Source organism: Pseudooceanicola nitratireducens (assembly GCF_900109195.1).
In the GTDB taxonomy this organism is placed as follows: Bacteria; Pseudomonadota; Alphaproteobacteria; order Rhodobacterales; family Rhodobacteraceae; genus Pseudooceanicola; species Pseudooceanicola nitratireducens.
Map to the genome: position 1 here is coordinate 470,135 of NZ_FNZG01000003.1, position 16,933 is coordinate 487,067.

Below are 16,933 nucleotides of genomic sequence, written 5' to 3' on the forward strand. Positions count from 1 at the left end.
CGCGCGGTTCAGGATGGATCGGGGGTGAAGATCTCCTCGATCCGGCGCTGGAAGGTTGCGGCGATGGTAAAGGCCAGCGGCAGGCTGGGATCATAGCGCCCGCGCTCCAGCGCGATCACCGTCTGTCGCGACACGCCCAGCTGTGCGGCCAGCTGCGCCTGGGACCAGCCCCTTTCGCTGCGCAGATCGCGGATGATGTTCTTCATCGGTAGCGCAGTGTGGCGATGATCCCGCCCAGCACCCAAAGCCCCGCCATCAGCGGCCAGACCGCAAAGGCCGACAGTCGCGGAAAGCCGACGTTTTCCAGGAACCCGTAGCTGAAGGAAATCAGCGCCGTGCCCACAAAGGCCATGGTGATCGCCTCAAGCTGGATGCGTTGCTGCATCTCGTCCGCGCGGCGCGACAGGCGGACGATGGACAGCGCCAGCACGCAGGCGGGCAGCATGGGGGCGACGCTGATCGCGGTCGCCAGCGCCGGGCTGTCGATCCCCCGCCCCAGCACGCGCAAAGACACCACCAGAGCGACGACATAGGCCAGCAGGCTTAGCCCGACCGGCAGCGCAAGGCGCAAAAGACTGTTTCGGGTCATGCGGATCCTCCGTGTAAAGTGACCTTTACAATACCCGCAGCCCGCATCATGTCAAGCACGCTTTACACCCACCCCCTAAACGACAAAGGGCGGCGCATCGCTGCACCGCCCCCGCGGGTCCTTACCCGGACCCTTTTACCCATTTCAGACCGGCACTACCGACGGTGCCCGGACATCCCGCCCGAGACCTCTTCGGTCGATTCATCCGACAGCTCATCCGGCAGGACCAGGTTCAGGATGATCGCGATCAGCGCGGCGGGCAGGATGCCGCTGGTCATCAGCACCTTCAGCGTGCCCGGCAGGTACTGCAGCGCCCCCGGCTCCAGCTGAAGCCCCAGGCCAAGCGACAGGGCGATGGCGAAGATCACCATGTTGCGGCGGTTCCAGGTCACGTCCGACAGCATCGAGATACCGGCTGCGACGACCATGCCGAACATGACGATGACGCCGCCGCCCAGCACCTCGATCGGGACCGAGGAGATCACCGCCCCGATCTTGGGCACCAACCCGCAGAGGATCAGGAACAGCGCCCCGATGGTCACGACCGTGCGGCTCATCACGCCGGTCATGGCGATCAGCCCGACGTTCTGGCTGAACGAGGTATTGGGCAGCGCCCCGAACAGGCCCGAGACCGCGGTGCCCAGACCGTCGGCAAAGGTCGCGCCCTGGATCTCCTTGTCCGTGGCTTCACGCCCCGCGCCGCCCTTGGTGATGCCCGAAACATCGCCCACGGTTTCCACCGCCGAGACGAAGGACATGGCGCAGAAACCGATCACCGCCGCGACCGAGAATTCCATCCCGAAATGCAGCGGGTTGGGAAGCGCAAAGGGGGCCGCGCGCCCGACGTTGCCCAGGTTCACCTGGCCCAGGGCAAAGGCCACGACATAGCCGACCAGCAGCCCGACCAGCACAGCCGAAACCGACAGCATCCCCCGGGTGAAGAACTTCAGCCCCAGGGTCACCAAGATCACCGTGCCGGCCATCAGCCAGTTCAGGCCCGACCCGTATTCCGGGGTGCCGATGGCGGGCACACCGCCGGCGGCGTACTGGATGCCGACCTTGACCAACGCCAGGCCGATCATCGTCACCACCAGCCCGGTGACCAGCGGTGGCAGGGCAAAGCGCAGCTTGCCGATGAACAGCCCAAGGAAAGCGTGGAACAGACCGCCCACGAGGATGCCGCCCATCAGGACCGACATGGCCTCGACCCCTTTGCCGGCGACCAGCGGGATCATGATCGGGATGAAGGCAAAGGATGTCCCCTGCACGATCGGAAGCCGCGCGCCAACGGGGCCGAAGCCGATCGACTGGAACAGGGTCGCGATGCCGGCAAAGAACATCGACATTTGGATCATGTAGATCATCTGCGGGAAATCAGCGCTGTTCGACCCAAAGCCGAAGCCCGCCGCGCCGCAGACGATGATCGCCGGTGTCACGTTCGACACGAACATCGCCAGCACGTGCTGGATCCCCAGGGGCACCGCCTTGGCAAGCGGTGGCGTGTAATTCGGATCGCGCAGCTGTTCCGGCGTTCCGATGGATGCGTCTGACATGGTGTCCCTCCCATTTGTGCGGCCCGTCCGGGATGCGGCCCGCTGTGCTATGGCCCTTTCCGGGCCTTGATTATGCGGTCCGGCCCCGTGCGCGGACCTGCGTGCAGAACCCGGGCCGACCAGGCAGGGTCGAGCCCTGCCGATATCCTCCGCCTGCCCCTTTCGCGGCGGGCACGCCCTGAGCGCGGCGGCGCTAGTCCACCACCTGATAGGGCGTGTCGAAAAAATGCTCTTCCAGGTTGGCACCCGGACCGATCCGGTCGACCACGGCGAACAGCCCTGGCCCCGACAGCGGCGTCAGCACCCCGTGCCAGGTGCCGCGATGATAGTTCACGCCCTGCCCCGGCTGGGTCAGGAAGGCCAGGGGCAGCCCCGGCACGCCGCCCTGATCGGGGGCGACGATGACCAGGAAGGGATCCATGCTCATCGGCAGGAAGGCCTGGCTGCCCTCGGGGTGGCGTTCCACCAGATCCAGACTGTGCGGCAGCGCCCGCAGCTGGGCCTGAAACAGGCTGATCCCGGCGCGGCCGCCGTCAAACGCCATCTGCGCCCGGTCGTGATAGCGCCCGCAAAGGCCCGCGTTGATCATCTTGTCCGGATCGCCCGCGACGGACAGCACATCGCCAAAGGGGGCAAAGGCCTGCGCCGTCAGCGGCTGGATGCGGATCTCGCGGCTCATCCGAATTTCTCGATCAGGCGCAGTTCGGCGATGCGTTCGACCTGGCGGCAGGCCTCTGCGAACTCGGTCGCGCGGTCGTTGTCGATGCGGCGCTGGAAGGCCGCAAGGATGCTGGCCTTGGTGTTGTCCTTTACCGCGATGATGAAGGGAAAGCCGTGCTTTTCGGTGTAGCGGGTGTTCAGATCGGTGAACGTTGCGCGTTCCGCGTCGGTCAGCAGGTCCAGCCCCGCGCCCGCCTGTTCCGCCGTCGAGTCCGCCGTCAGACGCCCCGCCGCGGCCAGTTTCCCCGCCAGATCCGGGTGCGCGCGCAGCACGCCCAGGCGCTGATCCTCGCTGGCGGACCGGAAGACCCGCGCCAGCGCATTATGCACCCCGGCGGCATTGTCATGGGTCGGTCCAAGCTCCAGCCCATGCGCGCCCTCGGCGATCCAGGGGGAATGTTCGAAAATGCCGCCGTAGGCCGCGACGAAGTCCGCGCGGCTCATCTGCGACGGACGCTGGATATGCACGGGCGGATGCACCTTGGCCCAGTGATCCGCGATCTCTTCGCGCGTGGCGAACCAGACACCATCGTGCCCCGCCATATGCTCCAGGGCCCGCTTCAGCGCCAGGGCTCGGCCCGGACGCCCCGCCAGACGGCAATGCAAGCCGATCGACAGCATCTTGGGCGCCCCCGCGACCCCTTCGGCATAAAGCATGTCGAAACTGTCTTTCAGATAGCCCTCGAACTGCTGGCCGTCGGTAAAGCCGGCCTGGATCGCAAAGCGCATGTCGTTGCAGTCCATCGTATAGGGCACGATCAGCTGATCCTTGCCCCCCGCTTCGACCCAATAGGGCAGATCATCGGCGTAACTGTCTGCGATATAGGCGAAATCGCCCTCTTCCGCCACCAGGGCGACGGTGTTCATCGAACAGCGCCCGGTGTACCAGCCGCGCGGCGGGGTGCCCACGACCTCGGTGTGCAGGCGGATCGCCTCGCGGATCTGGGCGCGCTCTTCCTCGGCGTCCATGTCCTTGTGTTCGACCCATTTCAGCCCGTGGCTGGCGATCTCCCATCCTGCGGCCTTCATCGCGGCCAGCTGCTGCGGCGCGCGGGCCAGCGCGGTGGCCACGCCATAGACGGTGACCGGTAGATTCTTCAGCAGGTCATGCACCCGCCAGAACCCGGCCCGCGACCCGTATTCATAGATGGTTTCCATGTTCCAGTGCCGCTGACCGGGCCAGGGCTGGGCGCCGGTGATCTCGGACAGGAACGCCTCGGACGCGGCATCGCCATGCAGGATGTTGTTTTCCCCGCCCTCTTCATAGTTCAGCACGATCTGGACGGCGATCTTGGCCCCGTTCGGCCAGGCGGCCTGGGGCATGCGGTTGCCGTATCCGGTCATATCTCGGGGGTAGCGTGTCACCTGGAAGTCCTTTTCTTGTCCCGACAATTAAACCAGAAAATGCCGGCGGTTTTTCAAAAAAAACGATAAACAGCCTTCTGGCAGACCGGCTTTGTCTAATTCCTGGGATTGGCCCAGAAGGAAGACCACGGCTAAGGTTAAAAAAGACGCGCCATTCGGGCCGGACACAGGAGCAAGATCAAGATGACCGGATATCTCACGACCCATGTTCTGGACACCGCCCGGGGCTGCCCGGCGCAGGGCATCAAGATCGCGCTGTACCGCGTCAGCGGCAATTCCCACAAGAAGATCGCCGAGACGGTCACCAATGCCGACGGCCGCACCGATGCGCCGATCCTGCCAGCGGACAAATTCAAACCCGGCACCTATGAGCTGATCTTCTTCGCCGGCGACTACCTGCGCGAAAGTGGCCAGGCGGACGGAGAGATCCTGTTCCTTGACCAGGTGCCGATCCGCTTTGGCATGGCCGATCCCGAGGCGCATTACCACGTGCCCCTGCTGCTGTCCCCCTACGGGATGAGCACCTATCGCGGCAGCTGAGCGGGCCTAACCAGCGGCTCCGGCACCGATCTGGTCCCCAGCCTTGCCTCCTGTCTGGCCCCCGACTTGACCCCGCACCTGATCCGCGATCCGGTCGGTCACGAATTCCATGAACAGCCGGGTCTTGGGATCCTGCCGGCGCCGATGCGTGTACAAACAGGCCATCTGGATCGGTTCGGGCGGGGTGGCCTGGGCCACGGGGATCAGCCGCCCCTCGGCCAGGTGGTCGGCGACCTCGAACACGGGTTTCATCACCACGCCCTGCCCCGACAGCGCCCAGTCGGTCAGCACATCGCCATCGTCGGATTCGTAGCGCCCCGCGACGCGGAAGCGTTTCGGCCCCTCTGGCGTCTGCAGCCGCCACTGGAATTCCGTCGCTCCCGGAAAGCGCAGCGACAGGCATTCATGCCCGCCCGCTACCAGATCGTCGCCATCCCGGGGCATCCCCCGCCGGGCTACATAGTCGGGCGCGGCGCAAAGCACCCGATCGACATCCGCGATCTTTCGGATGCGCAGGTTGCTGTCCTCGGGCTGGCCCAGGAAGAACGCCAGGTCCAGTCCTTCCGTCGTCAGGTCGACCTTCCGGTCCGTCAGGCGCAGACGCAGGCTGACCTCGGGGTAATCGGCCAGGAACTGCGGCACCAGCGGCGCAATCAGCCGCCGCCCGACGCCCAGGGGGGCCGCCACATACAGCGATCCGCGCAGGTTCTCGGTGATATTGGCGATCTGCGCCTCGGCGGTTTCGACGGTGGCCAGGATCTCGGTCGCGCCACGATAGAAGGTCTGGCCCTGTTCCGTCGGCGTCAGGCTGCGGGTGGTGCGCTGAAACAGCCGCACGCCCAGGTGATCCTCAAGCTGGGAAATCCGCGATGACGTCACCGCCGGAGAGATCCGCAAATCACGCCCGGCGGCGGACATGCTGCCCAATTCATAGACACGAACGAAGGTGCGGATATTGTCGAGATAGGACATTCTTCGGATATTTTTGATGCTGCTTGAACTTTCACAGCAATAGCAAAACAAATGGGTCAGGCCTAGACTGTGGCCACACCACCCCGACACGCCAGCAAACAAGGACCCGCCATGTATGATCTTGCCATTCTCTGGGACTGGATCGCCTTTTCCGTCCGCTGGCTTCATGTCGTCACCGCCATGGCCTGGATCGGCGCGTCCTTCTACTTCATCGCGCTGGACCTGATGCTGAAACCCAACCGCGCCCTGCCCGATGGTGCCCATGGCGAGGAATGGGAGGTTCACGGCGGCGGCTTCTATCACACCGTGAAATATATGGTGGCCCCCGCGCGGATGCCGGAACATCTGACCTGGCACAAATGGCAAAGCTACACGACCTGGCTGTCCGGCGCCGCGCTTTTGATGATCGTCTACTGGGTCGGAGGAGAGCTGTTCCTGCTGGACCCCACCAAGGCCGAACTGAGCCTGTGGCAAGGCATCCTGATCTCGGGCGGGTCACTGACCATCGGCTGGCTGATCTATGATTGGCTGTGCAAATCCAGACTGTCCGAACAGCCGACCCTGCTGATGCTGCTGCTGTTTGTCATGCTGGTGGTCATGTCCTGGGGCTACAACCAGATCTTCACCGGCCGTGCCGCGCTGCTGCACCTGGGGGCCTTCACCGCCACCATCATGACCGCCAATGTCTTCTTCCAGATCATGCCGAACCAGCGCATCGTGGTGGCCGATCTGAAGGCAGGCCGGACCCCGGACGCGAAGTATGGCAAGATCGCCAAGGTGCGGTCGACCCACAACAATTACCTGACGCTGCCGGTCGTCTTCCTGATGCTGTCGAACCATTATCCGCTGGCCTTCGCCACGGAATATTCCTGGATCATCGCCTCGCTGATCTTCCTGACGGGGGTGACGATCCGGCATTACTTCAACACCATGCACCGCACCGGCAGCGGCCCGCACTGGACCTGGGGCGTCACCGTCCTTCTGATGTTCGTGATTGCCTGGCTGTCGACTGCGCGCCCCAGTGAAACCTGGGAAGAGGCCGAGGCCCGCCCCCTGACCGCCCAGGAAGAACGCCTGGCCGCCCTGCCCAGCTTTGGCGACGCCTATGACAGCGTGGTTGGCAATTGTTCCATGTGCCATGCCCGCGAACCGGTATGGGGCAACATGCAATGGGCCCCCAAGGGCGTCTATCTTGAGACGCCGGGCGATGTGGCGCGCCATGCCGATCAGATCTATGTGCAGGCGGGGCTAAGCCACGCCATGCCGCCGCCCAATGCGATCCAGATGGACCCCGAGGCGCGCCGCACGATCATCGCCTGGGTGCAAGAGGCCCGCGCCACCCGCTGAACCACGCACCGCCGGCCAGGTGACCCCGCCGGCGGTTTTTCGTCCTAACCGAAAGCTCTAGCCGACGACGTTGAACCCGGGCCCATAGGGGTATCCGGTGATGTTCTCGTTCCCGTCTTCAGTGATGATCAGGATGTCATGTTCCCGGTAGCCGCCTGCGCCCGGCGTGCCCTCGGGGATCGTCAGCATCGGCTCCATCGAGATCACCATCCCCGGCTCCAACACCGTGTCGATGTCCTCGCGCAGCTCAAGCCCGGCTTCGCGGCCGTAGTAATGCGATAGCACCCCGAAGGAATGGCCATAGCCGAAGGTGCGGTATTGCAGCAGGTCCCGCTCCTCGAAGAAACTGTTGATCGCCCCGGTCACCTCGGCGCAGGAGACACCGGGTTTCAGCAGGCTCATGCCGTATTCATGGGCGGCGACGTTTGCCTCCCAGATCTTCAGGCTGGCGGGGTCGACCTCTTGCACGAAGAGCGTCCGTTCCAGCGCCGTGTAATAGCCCGAGATCATCGGGAAAGTGTTCAGCGACAGGATATCGCCCCGTTGCAGCACCCGCGCCGTCACCGGATTATGCGCGCCGTCTGTGTTGATGCCCGACTGGAACCAGACCCAGGTGTCGCGATATTCCGCGTCGGGAAAGCGCTTGGCGATCTCCAGCTCCATCGCATCGCGCCCGGCCATGGCCACGTCGATTTCCCGCGCCCCCGCCCGGATCGCGTCGCGGATGGCATAGCCGCCCACATCCGCCACCTGCGCCCCCTGCCGGATCAGCGCCAGTTCCGCCGGCGATTTGTGCATGCGCTGATTCATCGTCGCCGGGGCCACATCCAGCGTCACGGCGGGGTTCAGGAAATCTTCCAGCAGGTCACGCTGCACCAGCGTCAGGTGATCGCCCTCGATCCCCACGACCGCCCCCTGCCCGGTGACCGAGGCCACGGCCCGCCAGAAGTTGTTCCGCTGCCAGTCGGTATAGGTGATGTTGTCGCCGTGACAGCGCCGCCAGGGCTGCGCCGCGTCGATGCCAGCGCTGATGGTGACGCTTTCGCTTGCGGTCACGACAAGCCCGTAGGGCCGCCCGAAGGCACAATACAGAAACCCCGAGTAATAGGCGATATTGTGCATCGAGGTGAAAACGCAGGCCTCGACGCCGGCGTCCTCCATCGCGGCACGCAGCCCGGCCAGGCGGGCATCGTATTCCTCGGGCGCAAAGGGCAAGACGCGGTCGCCCTGGTGGAAACGGTAGAAATCGGGACGGTCCATCGGAACATTCCTCCTTGTGGCGCGACCACAGCGGGGCGGGTCCCCTTTCTGCGGTTCGCGAAAAGCAAGACCCCGGCGTTCAGGATGGGTGATCGGGCGCGCATCCGCGCTGGCGACGCCATCGCCTGCCCTGGACGCAGACTGCCCGGTTTCCCTGCGCCCGGCAAGACGGGGAATGCCGTGCCATGCGCTTTCTCCGGTGCGCCGCTTGGTCAGGTCAGCTTGAACCTCAGATAGGGCCAGTCCTCCGAGAATTCGTCAAAGACGACTTCAAGCGCGCGGTCCCCGGACAGCAGGATCTTTCCCGCCCCGGCCGCCGCGCAGGCCTTCAGCTGATCTTTCGAGGCAAACAGGATGCCCCCCAACCTCGTCGCCTTGAATTCCGCCGGAAACCTGGAAAAGCCCAGTTGCACAAACCCATTCTGAATCACTGCCATCGCACACCTCCGAAAGCGGGCTTTGATCGTCAGGGTGGAAAGAGGGGTTTTCAAGTGGTAATTTTTGGAATAAACGCCTTACAACCAATGGGATAGCGGTAATTCCTATAGTCATTTAGATCACTTGATCAGCGCGATTTTGGACCGATTTTCCGGGACCTTTCCGGCCACGATCCGCCTTCATGCCAAGGGTCTTCCCGGCGCACTACGACTAGCATTTTGGCGGGTGCCACGCCCCGCGCAAACATCCCATTTCGCCGCTTCGGCGCAGGTATCACCCGTGGAAAGTTTTTTCGTGACCAGCGCGCATGGCGGCCCTTTTGGCCACCACCGTCGCCCCGCCAAGGCGCTGAAAGCGGCAGACACCGACCAGATCCAAACGCGCAACCGCCTTCGACCGATCATCTTAATCTAAGGAAATGGCGCACCCATGAGGATTCGAACCTCAGACCTCTGCCTTCGGAGGGCAGCGCTCTATCCAGCTGAGCTATGGGTGCCGCTTGGGCGGCTATAGGACATCGCGGCGGGGCCCGCAATCGGAAATCCGCAGGGGCGGCGCGGTTCCCCTTTGACGCGCGGGCCCTGCGCGGCCCCGCCTTCAGGACCGCGCCGCGGGCAAAGACCCGAACACAGCCGCGTCACGATGCCGTCACGCTTCCGGCACCAAGCAGTTATCGCCCGCCGCCCCTGACAGATCATCGAATTCAATAGATCAACTCTGCCGAGCTTGATAAGAATTTCCTATCACAAGCCAAGGCCTGCCATGATCGCCAAACTCGAGATGCTCATCGCCCTCGCCCAGGAACGCCACTTTGGCCGCGCGGCCGAGGCGCTTGGCATCACGCAGCCGACCCTGTCCGCCGGGATCAAGCAGCTTGAGGATCACCTGGGCGTCAAGCTGGTGGAACGCGGATCCCGCTTCGGCGGGCTGACACCCGAGGGCCAGCGCGCCCTTGTCATGGCCCGGCGCATCGTCGGCGACAGCCGCCGTCTGCGCGACGAGATGCGGGCGAAACGCGACGGGCTGACCGGCAAGATCCGCCTGGGCGTGATCCCCACGGCGTTGACCTGGGCTTCGCACCTGGCCGCCGAGATGACGGTGAAACACCCGGGTGTCAGCTTTCAGATCACCTCGACCACGTCGCAGAACATCAAGACATTGCTGGACAATCTCGAAATCGACGCAGGCCTGACCTATCTGGACAACGAACCCCTTGGCCGGGTGTCCACAGTGCAGCTTTACACCGAGGCCTATCACCTGGTCTGTCACCGCGATCACCCCCTGGCCGGGCGCGATCAGGTCACCTGGGGCGATCTCGGCGCGCAGAACCTCTGCCTGCTGACGCCCGACATGCAGAACCGCCGGATCATCAACCGCAATTTCCACGAGGCCGGGGTTACGCCTATGGCAACGATTGAAAGCAATTCGACGGTGGTTCTGGCGGCGACCGTGGCGCGCGGCGGATGGGTCACGATCCTACCCAGCGACATGGCAGACTTCCTGGTGGCGGGCCGGGCCACCGTGGCCGTGCCGATCGCCGGGGCTGCGCTAAGCCATCGCGTCGGCCTGGTGACCGAATTTCAGGAACCCCACACCCCTGTCCTTGCCGCGCTGATGCAGACAGCCAAGGACATCGCGCCCCGGAACGCATCATAGAAAACCCCTATCAGCCGACGGATCTGCGATATTGATTTACCCATGGTAGGCTGGCACGCTCGCAGGACCTTTCAGATCGGACGCCAGATGCAGACCACCCAGCCACCGATGCGCCCCGCCCGGGCCGCCCCCACGGATGACGATATCCGCGACGTCATCGCGGCAGAAAAGCACCGCGACGGCCCGCTGTTGCCGATCCTGCACGGGCTTCAGGCGCGCTTTGACCATATCCCAGACACTGCCCTGCCCCTGATCGCCGAGGCGCTGAACCTGACCCGGGCCGAGGTGCATGGCGTCGTCAGCTTCTACCATGACTTCCGCTCTGCCCCTGCCGGTCGCCACGTGCTGAAGCTCTGCCGGGCCGAGGCCTGCCAGTCGGTCGGTGCCGATGCCACCATCCAGCAGGTGCTGGCGCACTTCGGCCTCGACGCCTTCGGCACCACCCAGGACGGCCGCCTGACGATCGAGCCGGTCTATTGCCTTGGCCTCTGCGCCTGTGGCCCCGCCGCGATGATCGACGGCAAGGTGCTGGGCCGGGCCGACGCCCCTCGGATCACCGCCGCACTGGAGGTCCAGGCATGACCCATCCCCTGACCATCTATGTATCCCTCGACAGCGCGGCCAAGGCGCTTGGGGCCGACGACATCGCCCGCGCCCTGCAGGACCGCGCCGCGGCCCGCGGCATCGACATCCGCCTGGTCCGCACCGGCAGCCGCGGCATGATCTGGCTGGAACCCCTGGTCGAGATCTCGCGCGACGGCGGTCCGCGCATCGCCCATGGTCCCGTCACCGCCGATCAGATCGACGCGCTGCTGGATGGCACCGCCCCGAACCTGGGCCCGACCGAGGATATCCCCTTCCTCGCCCGCCAAACTCGCCTGACCTTCGCCCGCTGCGGCATCACCGATCCCTTGTCGATGGACGACTACATCGCCCACGGCGGGTTGACCGGCCTGCGCCGCGCCCTGGAAATGACCGCCGCCGAAATCGTCGAGGAAACAAAAACCTCCGGCCTGCGCGGCCGCGGCGGCGCGGGCTTCCCCACGGGTATCAAGTGGGACACGGTCCGCCAGGCACAGGCCGATCAGAAATACATCGTCTGCAACGCCGACGAAGGCGACAGCGGCACCTTTGCCGACCGCATGATCATGGAGGGCGACCCCCTTTCGCTGATCGAGGGCATGGCGATCGCCGGCCTCGCCACCCATGCCACCAAGGGCTTCGTCTACATCCGCTCGGAATATCCCGACGCCATCGCCGTGATGGACCGGGCGATACGGATCGCCCGCGAACACGGGCTGCTGGGCCATTCCCTGCTGGGCTCTTCCCATGCCTTTGACATGGAGGTCCGCGTCGGTGCCGGTGCCTATGTCTGTGGCGAGGAAACCTCGCTCCTCAACTCTCTCGAAGGCAAGCGCGGCGTGGTCCGGGCCAAGCCGCCCCTGCCCGCGCTCGAAGGGGCCTTCGGCAAGCCCACGGTGGTGAACAACGTCCTGTCGCTGGCGACGATCCCGGTGATCTTCGAAAAGGGCGCGCAGCATTACGCCGACTTCGGCCTTGGCCGGTCACGCGGCACCATGCCGATCCAGATCGCCGGCAACGTGCGCCACGGCGGCCTCTTTGAGACCGCCTTCGGCCTGCCCCTGGGCGATCTGGTCAACGACATCGGCGGCGGCACGGCCTCGGGGCGTCCGGTCAAGGCGGTGCAGGTCGGCGGCCCTCTCGGGGCCTATTTCGCGCCGCACCAGTTCGACACGCCCTTCGGCTATGAGGACTTCGACCAGGCGGGCGGGCTGATCGGCCATGCCGGCATCACCGTCTTCGACGACACCGCCGACATGGGCACCCTGGCCCGCTTCGCCATGGAGTTCTGCGCCGTGGAAAGCTGCGGCAAATGCACCCCCTGCCGGATCGGCGCGGTGCGCGGCGTCGAAACCATCGACCGCATCCGCGCCGGCGATACCGCCGCCACCGACCTGCTCACCGATCTCTGCGACACGATGACCTCCGGCTCGCTCTGCGCGCTCGGCGGCTTCACCCCCTACCCGGTCCTGTCCGCCCTTCGCCTCTTCCCGCAGGACTTCGGCGCAACCAGAGAGGCCGCAGAATGACCCGCCCCCATCCTCTTGCCGGAAATATCCCGGGTGGCTGCCAACGGCAGCGGGGGCAGCGCCCCCTCCCAGCCCAGCCGAAGGGCGCGCGATGACCAAAACGCCCCCTGTCAAAGGCCCCGCCTCCTACTTCCCCTCGATCGAGGCAAAGTATGGCCAGCCCATCGACCACTGGCTCTCGATCGTCCGCGCCAATGCGGCGCTGAAACACATGCAGATCGTCACCCTGCTGAAAACCGACCACGGGCTGGGCCATGGCCATGCCAATGCCATCGTCGCCCATGAACTCGCCCGCCTGAAGGCAAAGGACTAAGCACATGAAAGACTTCGTCATTCCGCCCAAGGACTGGGACATGGGCACGCCCCTGCCGAAATCCGACGCCACCGTGACACTCAAGGTCGACGGCTTCGACGTCACCGTGCCCGAAGGCACCTCCGTCATGCGCGCGGCGATGCAGGCGGGCATCAGGATCCCCAAGCTCTGCGCCACCGACTCTGTCGAGGCCTTCGGCTCCTGCCGTCTCTGCCTGGTGGAAATCGAAGGGCGGCGCGGCACCCCCGCCTCCTGCACCACCCCCGTGTCACAGGGCATGTCGGTCCGCACCCAGTCCGACCGCCTGCACAAACTCCGCAAGGGCGTGATGGAGCTTTATATCTCCGACCACCCGCTCGACTGCCTGACCTGTTCCGCCAATGGCGATTGCGAATTGCAGGACATGGCCGGCATGGTCGGCCTGCGCGACGTGCGCTACACCGCCACCGATCAGCCCCTCGCCACCCATCACGAGGCCCGCACGCAAGGGCGGGACGAGAACTTCCGCTACATCCCCAAGGATGACAGCAACCCCTATTTCACCTACGACCCGGCGAAATGCATCGTCTGCTCGCGCTGCGTCCGCGCCTGTGAAGAGGTCCAGGGCACCTTTGCCCTGACCATCGAAGGCCGGGGCTTTGACAGCCGCGTCTCCTTCGGCGGGGCCTCTGACTCTGTGCTCTCCTCCGACTGCGTGTCCTGCGGTGCCTGCGTCCAGGCCTGCCCGACCGCCACGCTTCAGGAAAAATCCGTGGCCGAAATGGGCACGCCCGACCGATCTGTCCTGACCACCTGCGCCTATTGCGGCGTCGGCTGTTCCTTCAAGGCGGAACTCAACGGCGACAAACTGGTGCGCATGACGCCCTACAAGCACGGCAAGGCCAATCGCGGCCATTCCTGCGTCAAGGGCCGCTTTGCCTATGGCTATGCCGAACACCCCGACCGGATCCTGAACCCGATGATCCGGGACAAGGTCTCGGATCCCTGGCGCGAGGTCTCCTGGGACGAGGCGATGCAATTCACCGCCGCCCGCCTGACGAACATCCGCGAAACCCACGGCCGCAAGGCGCTTGGCGTCATCACCTCCTCGCGCTGCACGAATGAAGAAACCTACCTGGTGCAGAAGCTCACCCGCGCGGTCTTCATGAACAACAACACCGACACCTGCGCCCGGGTCTGTCATTCGCCCACGGGCTACGGCTTGGGTCAGACCTTCGGCACCTCCGCCGGCACGCAGGATTTCGACAGCGTAGAGGATACGGACGTCGTCATCGTCATCGGGGCCAACCCGACCGACGGCCACCCGGTCTTTGCCTCGCGCCTGCGCAAACGTCTGCGCCAGGGTGCAACCCTGATCGTCATCGACCCGCGCCGCATCGACCTGCTGGCCAGCCCGCACATGGGGGCGTCGCATCACCTGCCCCTCCGCCCGGGCACCAATGTCGCCGTCGTCTCGGCCATCGCCCATGTCATCATGACCGAGGGCCTGGCGGACGAAGACTTTATCCGCACCCGCTGCGACTGGGACGACTACGCCCAATATGCCGAGTTCATCCGTGATCCCCGCCACGCGCCGGAAACCACCGAACTGCTGACCGGCGTTCCGGCCCAGGCCCTGCGCGAAGCCGCGCGTGCCTTTGCCACGGGCGGCAATGGCGCGATCTACTACGGCCTTGGCGTCACCGAACATTCCCAGGGTTCGACCACCGTGATGGGCATCGCCAACCTCGCCATGCTGACCGGCAATATCGGCCGCAAGGGCGTGGGCGTGAACCCGCTGCGCGGTCAGAACAACGTCCAGGGCTCCTGCGACATGGGCAGCTTCCCGCATGAATTGCCCGGCTATCGCCATGTGAAAAACCCAGAGGTCCGCGCGATTTTCGAATCCGCCTGGGGCGTGCAGATCGACCCCGAACCGGGCCTGCGCATCCCCAACATGCTCGACGCCGCGGTCGAGGGCACCTTCAAGGCGCTCTATGTCCAGGGCGAGGATATCTTGCAATCCGACCCCGACACAAAACACGTGGCCGCCGGTCTTGCGGCCATGGACTGCGTCATCGTGCATGACCTCTTCCTGAACGAGACGGCGAATTACGCCCATGTCTTCCTGCCCGGCTCCTCCTTCCTGGAGAAAGAGGGCACCTTCACCAATGCCGAACGTCGCATCAACCGCGTCCGCGAGGTGATGAAGCCCCGCAACGGCTATGCCGACTGGGAAATCACCCAGATGCTGGCCAATGCCATGGGCGCGGGCTGGCACTACACCCACCCCGCCCAGATCATGGAAGAAATCGCCGCCACCACCCCCAGCTTCGCCCGCGTCACCTATGACCTGCTCGAGGAAATGGGATCGGTGCAATGGCCCTGCAACGACGCCACGCCCGAGGGCACGCCGCTGATGCACGTGGACGCCTTCGTGCGGGGCAAGGGCCGCTTCATCGTCACCGAATACGTGCCGACGGACGAAAAGACCGGCCCGCGCTTCCCGCTGCTACTGACCACGGGGCGGATCCTGTCGCAGTACAACGTGGGCGCACAGACCCGGCGGACCGACAACAACGTCTGGCACGATCAGGACCTGCTGGAAATCCACCCCCATGACGCGGAAAACCGCGGCATCCGCGAAGGTGACTGGATCCGCCTCGCCTCGCGCTCGGGCGAGACGACGCTGCGCGCCACGATCACCGACCGGGTCAGCCCCGGCGTTGTCTATACCACCTTCCACCACCCCGACACCCAGGCCAATGTGGTGACCACGGATTTCTCCGACTGGGCCACCAACTGCCCGGAATACAAGGTGACGGCGGTGCAGATCTCGCCCTCGAACGGGCCGTCGGACTGGCAGGAAGACTACGCCGCCCAGGCCGAACAGGCCCGGCGCATCCTTCCGGCCGCGGAATGAGCCAGCTGCCACAGGGGGCCGTGACGTGCGAGGCGCTGGAGCTCAGCGCCTCGGCCCCGCCACGCAAGGTGTCGCGCGCCTTGGCCGAAGAAGTGCCCGTGGCGCTGTCCTACAACGGCTCGACCCAGGCGGTGATGATGGCCAGCCCCTCGGACCTGACGGACTTCGCCTATGGCTTTTCCCTGACGGAAGGAATCATCACCCACCCCGACCAGATCACCGACCTCTCCATCGAAACCCACGACGCGGGGACGGAGCTGCGCATGTGGCTGGCCGAGGATCAGGCCCGCGCCCTGACCACCCGCCGCCGCGCCATGGCCGGGCCCGTGGGCTGCGGCCTCTGCGGCATCGATAGCCTGTCAGAGGCCACGCGCGCCCTGCCCCACATCACCGCAGACCCGCGCCTGCCCCTCGCATCCGTGCTTACCGCGACCCAGACCCTGCGCGCCGCCCAAACCCTGCACGACGCCACCCGGTCGGTCCATGCGGCGGGCTTCCTGACCCGCGACGGCCTCCTCCTCGCGCGCGAAGACGTGGGCCGCCACAACGCCCTCGACAAGGTGATCGGCGCGCTGACCCGCCAAGGGATCTCCCCCGCGACCGGTGCCTTCGTCCTGACCTCCCGCGTGTCGATCGAGCTGGTGCAGAAATGCGCCCTCGCCGGGTCGGGCATGCTGATCGCGGTCTCGGCCCCGACCACGCGCGCCATCGCCACGGCCGATGCCGCGGGGGTGACCCTCGTCGCCCTTTCCAGGGCTGCCTCGGTCCTTGCCTTCACCCATACGTCCCGCCTGACAGGAAACACCCCATGAGCCCCAAGAAGATGATCACCATGGCGAACCAGATCGCCACCTTCTTTGCCTCCCAGCCCGGCGACGATCAGGCGGAACGTGTCGCCGCCCATATCAATGATTTCTGGGAACCCCGCATGCGCCGGCAATTGCTTGCGCACCTGGCCACCGGCGGCGCGGAACTCGCCCCCCTCGTGATCGCCGCCCAGCCTCATATCGCCGCGCCGGCGGAAAGCGCGTAACGCCTCCGGCGGGAGTATTTTCGGCAAGATGATCCAGGGGGGGCCGCGCCCCCGTCGCACCGGATCAATCCAGACAAACGCAGGGCCACCCGGTCCCCAAGGCAACCACCCGATCCCTCCATCCTCTTGCCAAA

At 65.3% G+C, this 16,933-nt stretch carries 17 protein-coding genes and 1 tRNA gene; 9 read left to right on the forward strand and 9 right to left on the reverse strand.

Features of this window, described 5'->3' with window-relative positions:
- Positions 1-8: 8 nt before the first annotated feature.
- The 5 genes from BMX99_RS12910 to puuE all read right to left on the reverse strand — a co-directional run bounded on the left by BMX99_RS12910 (position 9) and on the right by puuE (position 4,227).
- Positions 9-206, reverse strand: coding sequence for a helix-turn-helix transcriptional regulator (locus BMX99_RS12910; RefSeq protein ID WP_093452426.1), 198 nt, complete (start codon positions 204-206; stop codon positions 9-11).
- Entirely contained in the window at positions 203-589 is a 387-nt protein-coding gene (locus tag BMX99_RS19895; protein ID WP_093452429.1) for a hypothetical protein, read from the reverse strand. Before BMX99_RS19895 ends, BMX99_RS12910 begins: the two co-directional genes overlap by 4 nt.
- A gap of 155 nt (positions 590-744) precedes the next feature.
- Positions 745-2,142, reverse strand: a complete 1,398-nt coding sequence (locus tag BMX99_RS12920; RefSeq protein WP_093452432.1) for a uracil-xanthine permease family protein — start codon at positions 2,140-2,142, stop codon at positions 745-747.
- Between the two features lie 193 nt (positions 2,143-2,335).
- Positions 2,336-2,821 (reverse strand): ureidoglycolate lyase, encoded by a 486-nt coding sequence (locus BMX99_RS12925; protein ID WP_093452435.1) that lies wholly within the window; start codon positions 2,819-2,821, stop codon positions 2,336-2,338.
- Entirely contained in the window at positions 2,818-4,227 is a 1,410-nt protein-coding gene (gene puuE / locus BMX99_RS12930) for an allantoinase PuuE (RefSeq protein ID WP_244525535.1), read from the reverse strand. Before puuE ends, BMX99_RS12925 begins: the two co-directional genes overlap by 4 nt.
- Before the next feature lie 183 nt (positions 4,228-4,410).
- Here puuE and uraH point away from each other — a divergent pair, with 183 nt between their 5' ends.
- The gene (gene uraH / locus BMX99_RS12935; protein WP_093452441.1) at positions 4,411-4,767 is read left to right on the forward strand and encodes a hydroxyisourate hydrolase; all 357 of its coding nucleotides are present in this window, start codon (positions 4,411-4,413) and stop codon (positions 4,765-4,767) included.
- 6 nt (positions 4,768-4,773) lie between these two features.
- On the opposite strand, the gene BMX99_RS12940 is transcribed toward uraH, so the two are convergent.
- Positions 4,774-5,739, reverse strand: a complete 966-nt coding sequence (locus BMX99_RS12940; protein WP_093452443.1) for a LysR family transcriptional regulator — start codon at positions 5,737-5,739, stop codon at positions 4,774-4,776.
- 111 nt (positions 5,740-5,850) lie between these two features.
- Here BMX99_RS12940 and BMX99_RS12945 point away from each other — a divergent pair, with 111 nt between their 5' ends.
- The gene (locus BMX99_RS12945) at positions 5,851-7,086 is read left to right on the forward strand and encodes a urate hydroxylase PuuD (RefSeq protein ID WP_093452445.1); all 1,236 of its coding nucleotides are present in this window, start codon (positions 5,851-5,853) and stop codon (positions 7,084-7,086) included.
- A gap of 57 nt (positions 7,087-7,143) precedes the next feature.
- Here the strand turns inward: BMX99_RS12945 and BMX99_RS12950 are convergent, their stop codons facing one another.
- From BMX99_RS12950 to BMX99_RS12960, 3 genes are all read right to left on the reverse strand, one after another.
- Positions 7,144-8,346 (reverse strand): aminopeptidase P family protein, encoded by a 1,203-nt coding sequence (locus BMX99_RS12950; protein ID WP_093452448.1) that lies wholly within the window; start codon positions 8,344-8,346, stop codon positions 7,144-7,146.
- Positions 8,347-8,558: 212 nt separating this feature from the next.
- Positions 8,559-8,783 (reverse strand): hypothetical protein, encoded by a 225-nt coding sequence (locus BMX99_RS12955; protein WP_093452451.1) that lies wholly within the window; start codon positions 8,781-8,783, stop codon positions 8,559-8,561.
- A gap of 420 nt (positions 8,784-9,203) precedes the next feature.
- Positions 9,204-9,280 (reverse strand) — tRNA-Arg (locus tag BMX99_RS12960).
- A gap of 266 nt (positions 9,281-9,546) precedes the next feature.
- On the opposite strand from BMX99_RS12960, the gene BMX99_RS12965 reads away from it, so the two are divergent.
- From BMX99_RS12965 to BMX99_RS12995, 7 genes are all read left to right on the forward strand, one after another.
- Complete coding sequence (locus BMX99_RS12965) at positions 9,547-10,440, forward strand: LysR family transcriptional regulator (protein WP_093452454.1); 894 nt, start codon at positions 9,547-9,549, stop codon at positions 10,438-10,440.
- Positions 10,441-10,527: 87 nt separating this feature from the next.
- Positions 10,528-11,022 (forward strand): formate dehydrogenase subunit gamma, encoded by a 495-nt coding sequence (locus BMX99_RS12970; RefSeq protein WP_409371778.1) that lies wholly within the window; start codon positions 10,528-10,530, stop codon positions 11,020-11,022.
- 8 nt (positions 11,023-11,030) lie between these two features.
- The gene (locus BMX99_RS12975) at positions 11,031-12,551 is read left to right on the forward strand and encodes a formate dehydrogenase beta subunit (protein WP_093453317.1); all 1,521 of its coding nucleotides are present in this window, start codon (positions 11,031-11,033) and stop codon (positions 12,549-12,551) included.
- A gap of 91 nt (positions 12,552-12,642) precedes the next feature.
- Positions 12,643-12,864 carry a DUF4287 domain-containing protein gene (locus tag BMX99_RS12980; protein WP_093452458.1) on the forward strand — a complete coding sequence of 74 codons (222 nt, stop codon included), beginning with the start codon at positions 12,643-12,645 and terminating at the stop codon, positions 12,862-12,864.
- Positions 12,865-12,868: 4 nt separating this feature from the next.
- Positions 12,869-15,766, forward strand: a complete 2,898-nt coding sequence (gene fdhF / locus BMX99_RS12985) for a formate dehydrogenase subunit alpha (RefSeq protein ID WP_093452461.1) — start codon at positions 12,869-12,871, stop codon at positions 15,764-15,766.
- A complete protein-coding gene (gene fdhD, locus BMX99_RS12990) occupies positions 15,763-16,578 on the forward strand; it encodes a formate dehydrogenase accessory sulfurtransferase FdhD (RefSeq protein WP_093452463.1) in 816 nt (271 codons plus the stop codon). Before fdhF ends, fdhD begins: the two co-directional genes overlap by 4 nt.
- Positions 16,575-16,799: a formate dehydrogenase subunit delta gene (locus tag BMX99_RS12995; protein WP_093452466.1), complete on the forward strand. Its 225-nt coding sequence runs from the start codon at positions 16,575-16,577 to the stop codon at positions 16,797-16,799. Before fdhD ends, BMX99_RS12995 begins: the two co-directional genes overlap by 4 nt.
- Positions 16,800-16,933 lie beyond the last annotated feature (134 nt).

What these genes read in the sequence shown, in the direction of transcription:
- BMX99_RS12910 (WP_093452426.1), bottom strand. Translation starts at nt 206, where the DNA reads ATGAAGAACATCATCCGCGATCTGCGCAGCGAAAGGGGCTGGTCCCAG.
- uraH (WP_093452441.1), top strand. Translation starts at nt 4,411, where the DNA reads ATGACCGGATATCTCACGACCCATGTTCTGGACACCGCCCGGGGCTGC.
- BMX99_RS12965 (WP_093452454.1), top strand. Translation starts at nt 9,547, where the DNA reads ATGATCGCCAAACTCGAGATGCTCATCGCCCTCGCCCAGGAACGCCAC.
- BMX99_RS12920 (WP_093452432.1), bottom strand. Translation starts at nt 2,142, where the DNA reads ATGTCAGACGCATCCATCGGAACGCCGGAACAGCTGCGCGATCCGAAT.
- BMX99_RS12925 (WP_093452435.1), bottom strand. Translation starts at nt 2,821, where the DNA reads ATGAGCCGCGAGATCCGCATCCAGCCGCTGACGGCGCAGGCCTTTGCC.
- BMX99_RS12970 (WP_409371778.1), top strand. Translation starts at nt 10,528, where the DNA reads ATGCAGACCACCCAGCCACCGATGCGCCCCGCCCGGGCCGCCCCCACG.
- fdhF (WP_093452461.1), top strand. Translation starts at nt 12,869, where the DNA reads ATGAAAGACTTCGTCATTCCGCCCAAGGACTGGGACATGGGCACGCCC.
- BMX99_RS12945 (WP_093452445.1), top strand. Translation starts at nt 5,851, where the DNA reads ATGTATGATCTTGCCATTCTCTGGGACTGGATCGCCTTTTCCGTCCGC.
- BMX99_RS19895 (WP_093452429.1), bottom strand. Translation starts at nt 589, where the DNA reads ATGACCCGAAACAGTCTTTTGCGCCTTGCGCTGCCGGTCGGGCTAAGC.
- BMX99_RS12940 (WP_093452443.1), bottom strand. Translation starts at nt 5,739, where the DNA reads ATGTCCTATCTCGACAATATCCGCACCTTCGTTCGTGTCTATGAATTG.
- BMX99_RS12980 (WP_093452458.1), top strand. Translation starts at nt 12,643, where the DNA reads ATGACCAAAACGCCCCCTGTCAAAGGCCCCGCCTCCTACTTCCCCTCG.
- BMX99_RS12955 (WP_093452451.1), bottom strand. Translation starts at nt 8,783, where the DNA reads ATGGCAGTGATTCAGAATGGGTTTGTGCAACTGGGCTTTTCCAGGTTT.
- BMX99_RS12950 (WP_093452448.1), bottom strand. Translation starts at nt 8,346, where the DNA reads ATGGACCGTCCCGATTTCTACCGTTTCCACCAGGGCGACCGCGTCTTG.
- BMX99_RS12995 (WP_093452466.1), top strand. Translation starts at nt 16,575, where the DNA reads ATGAGCCCCAAGAAGATGATCACCATGGCGAACCAGATCGCCACCTTC.
- fdhD (WP_093452463.1), top strand. Translation starts at nt 15,763, where the DNA reads ATGAGCCAGCTGCCACAGGGGGCCGTGACGTGCGAGGCGCTGGAGCTC.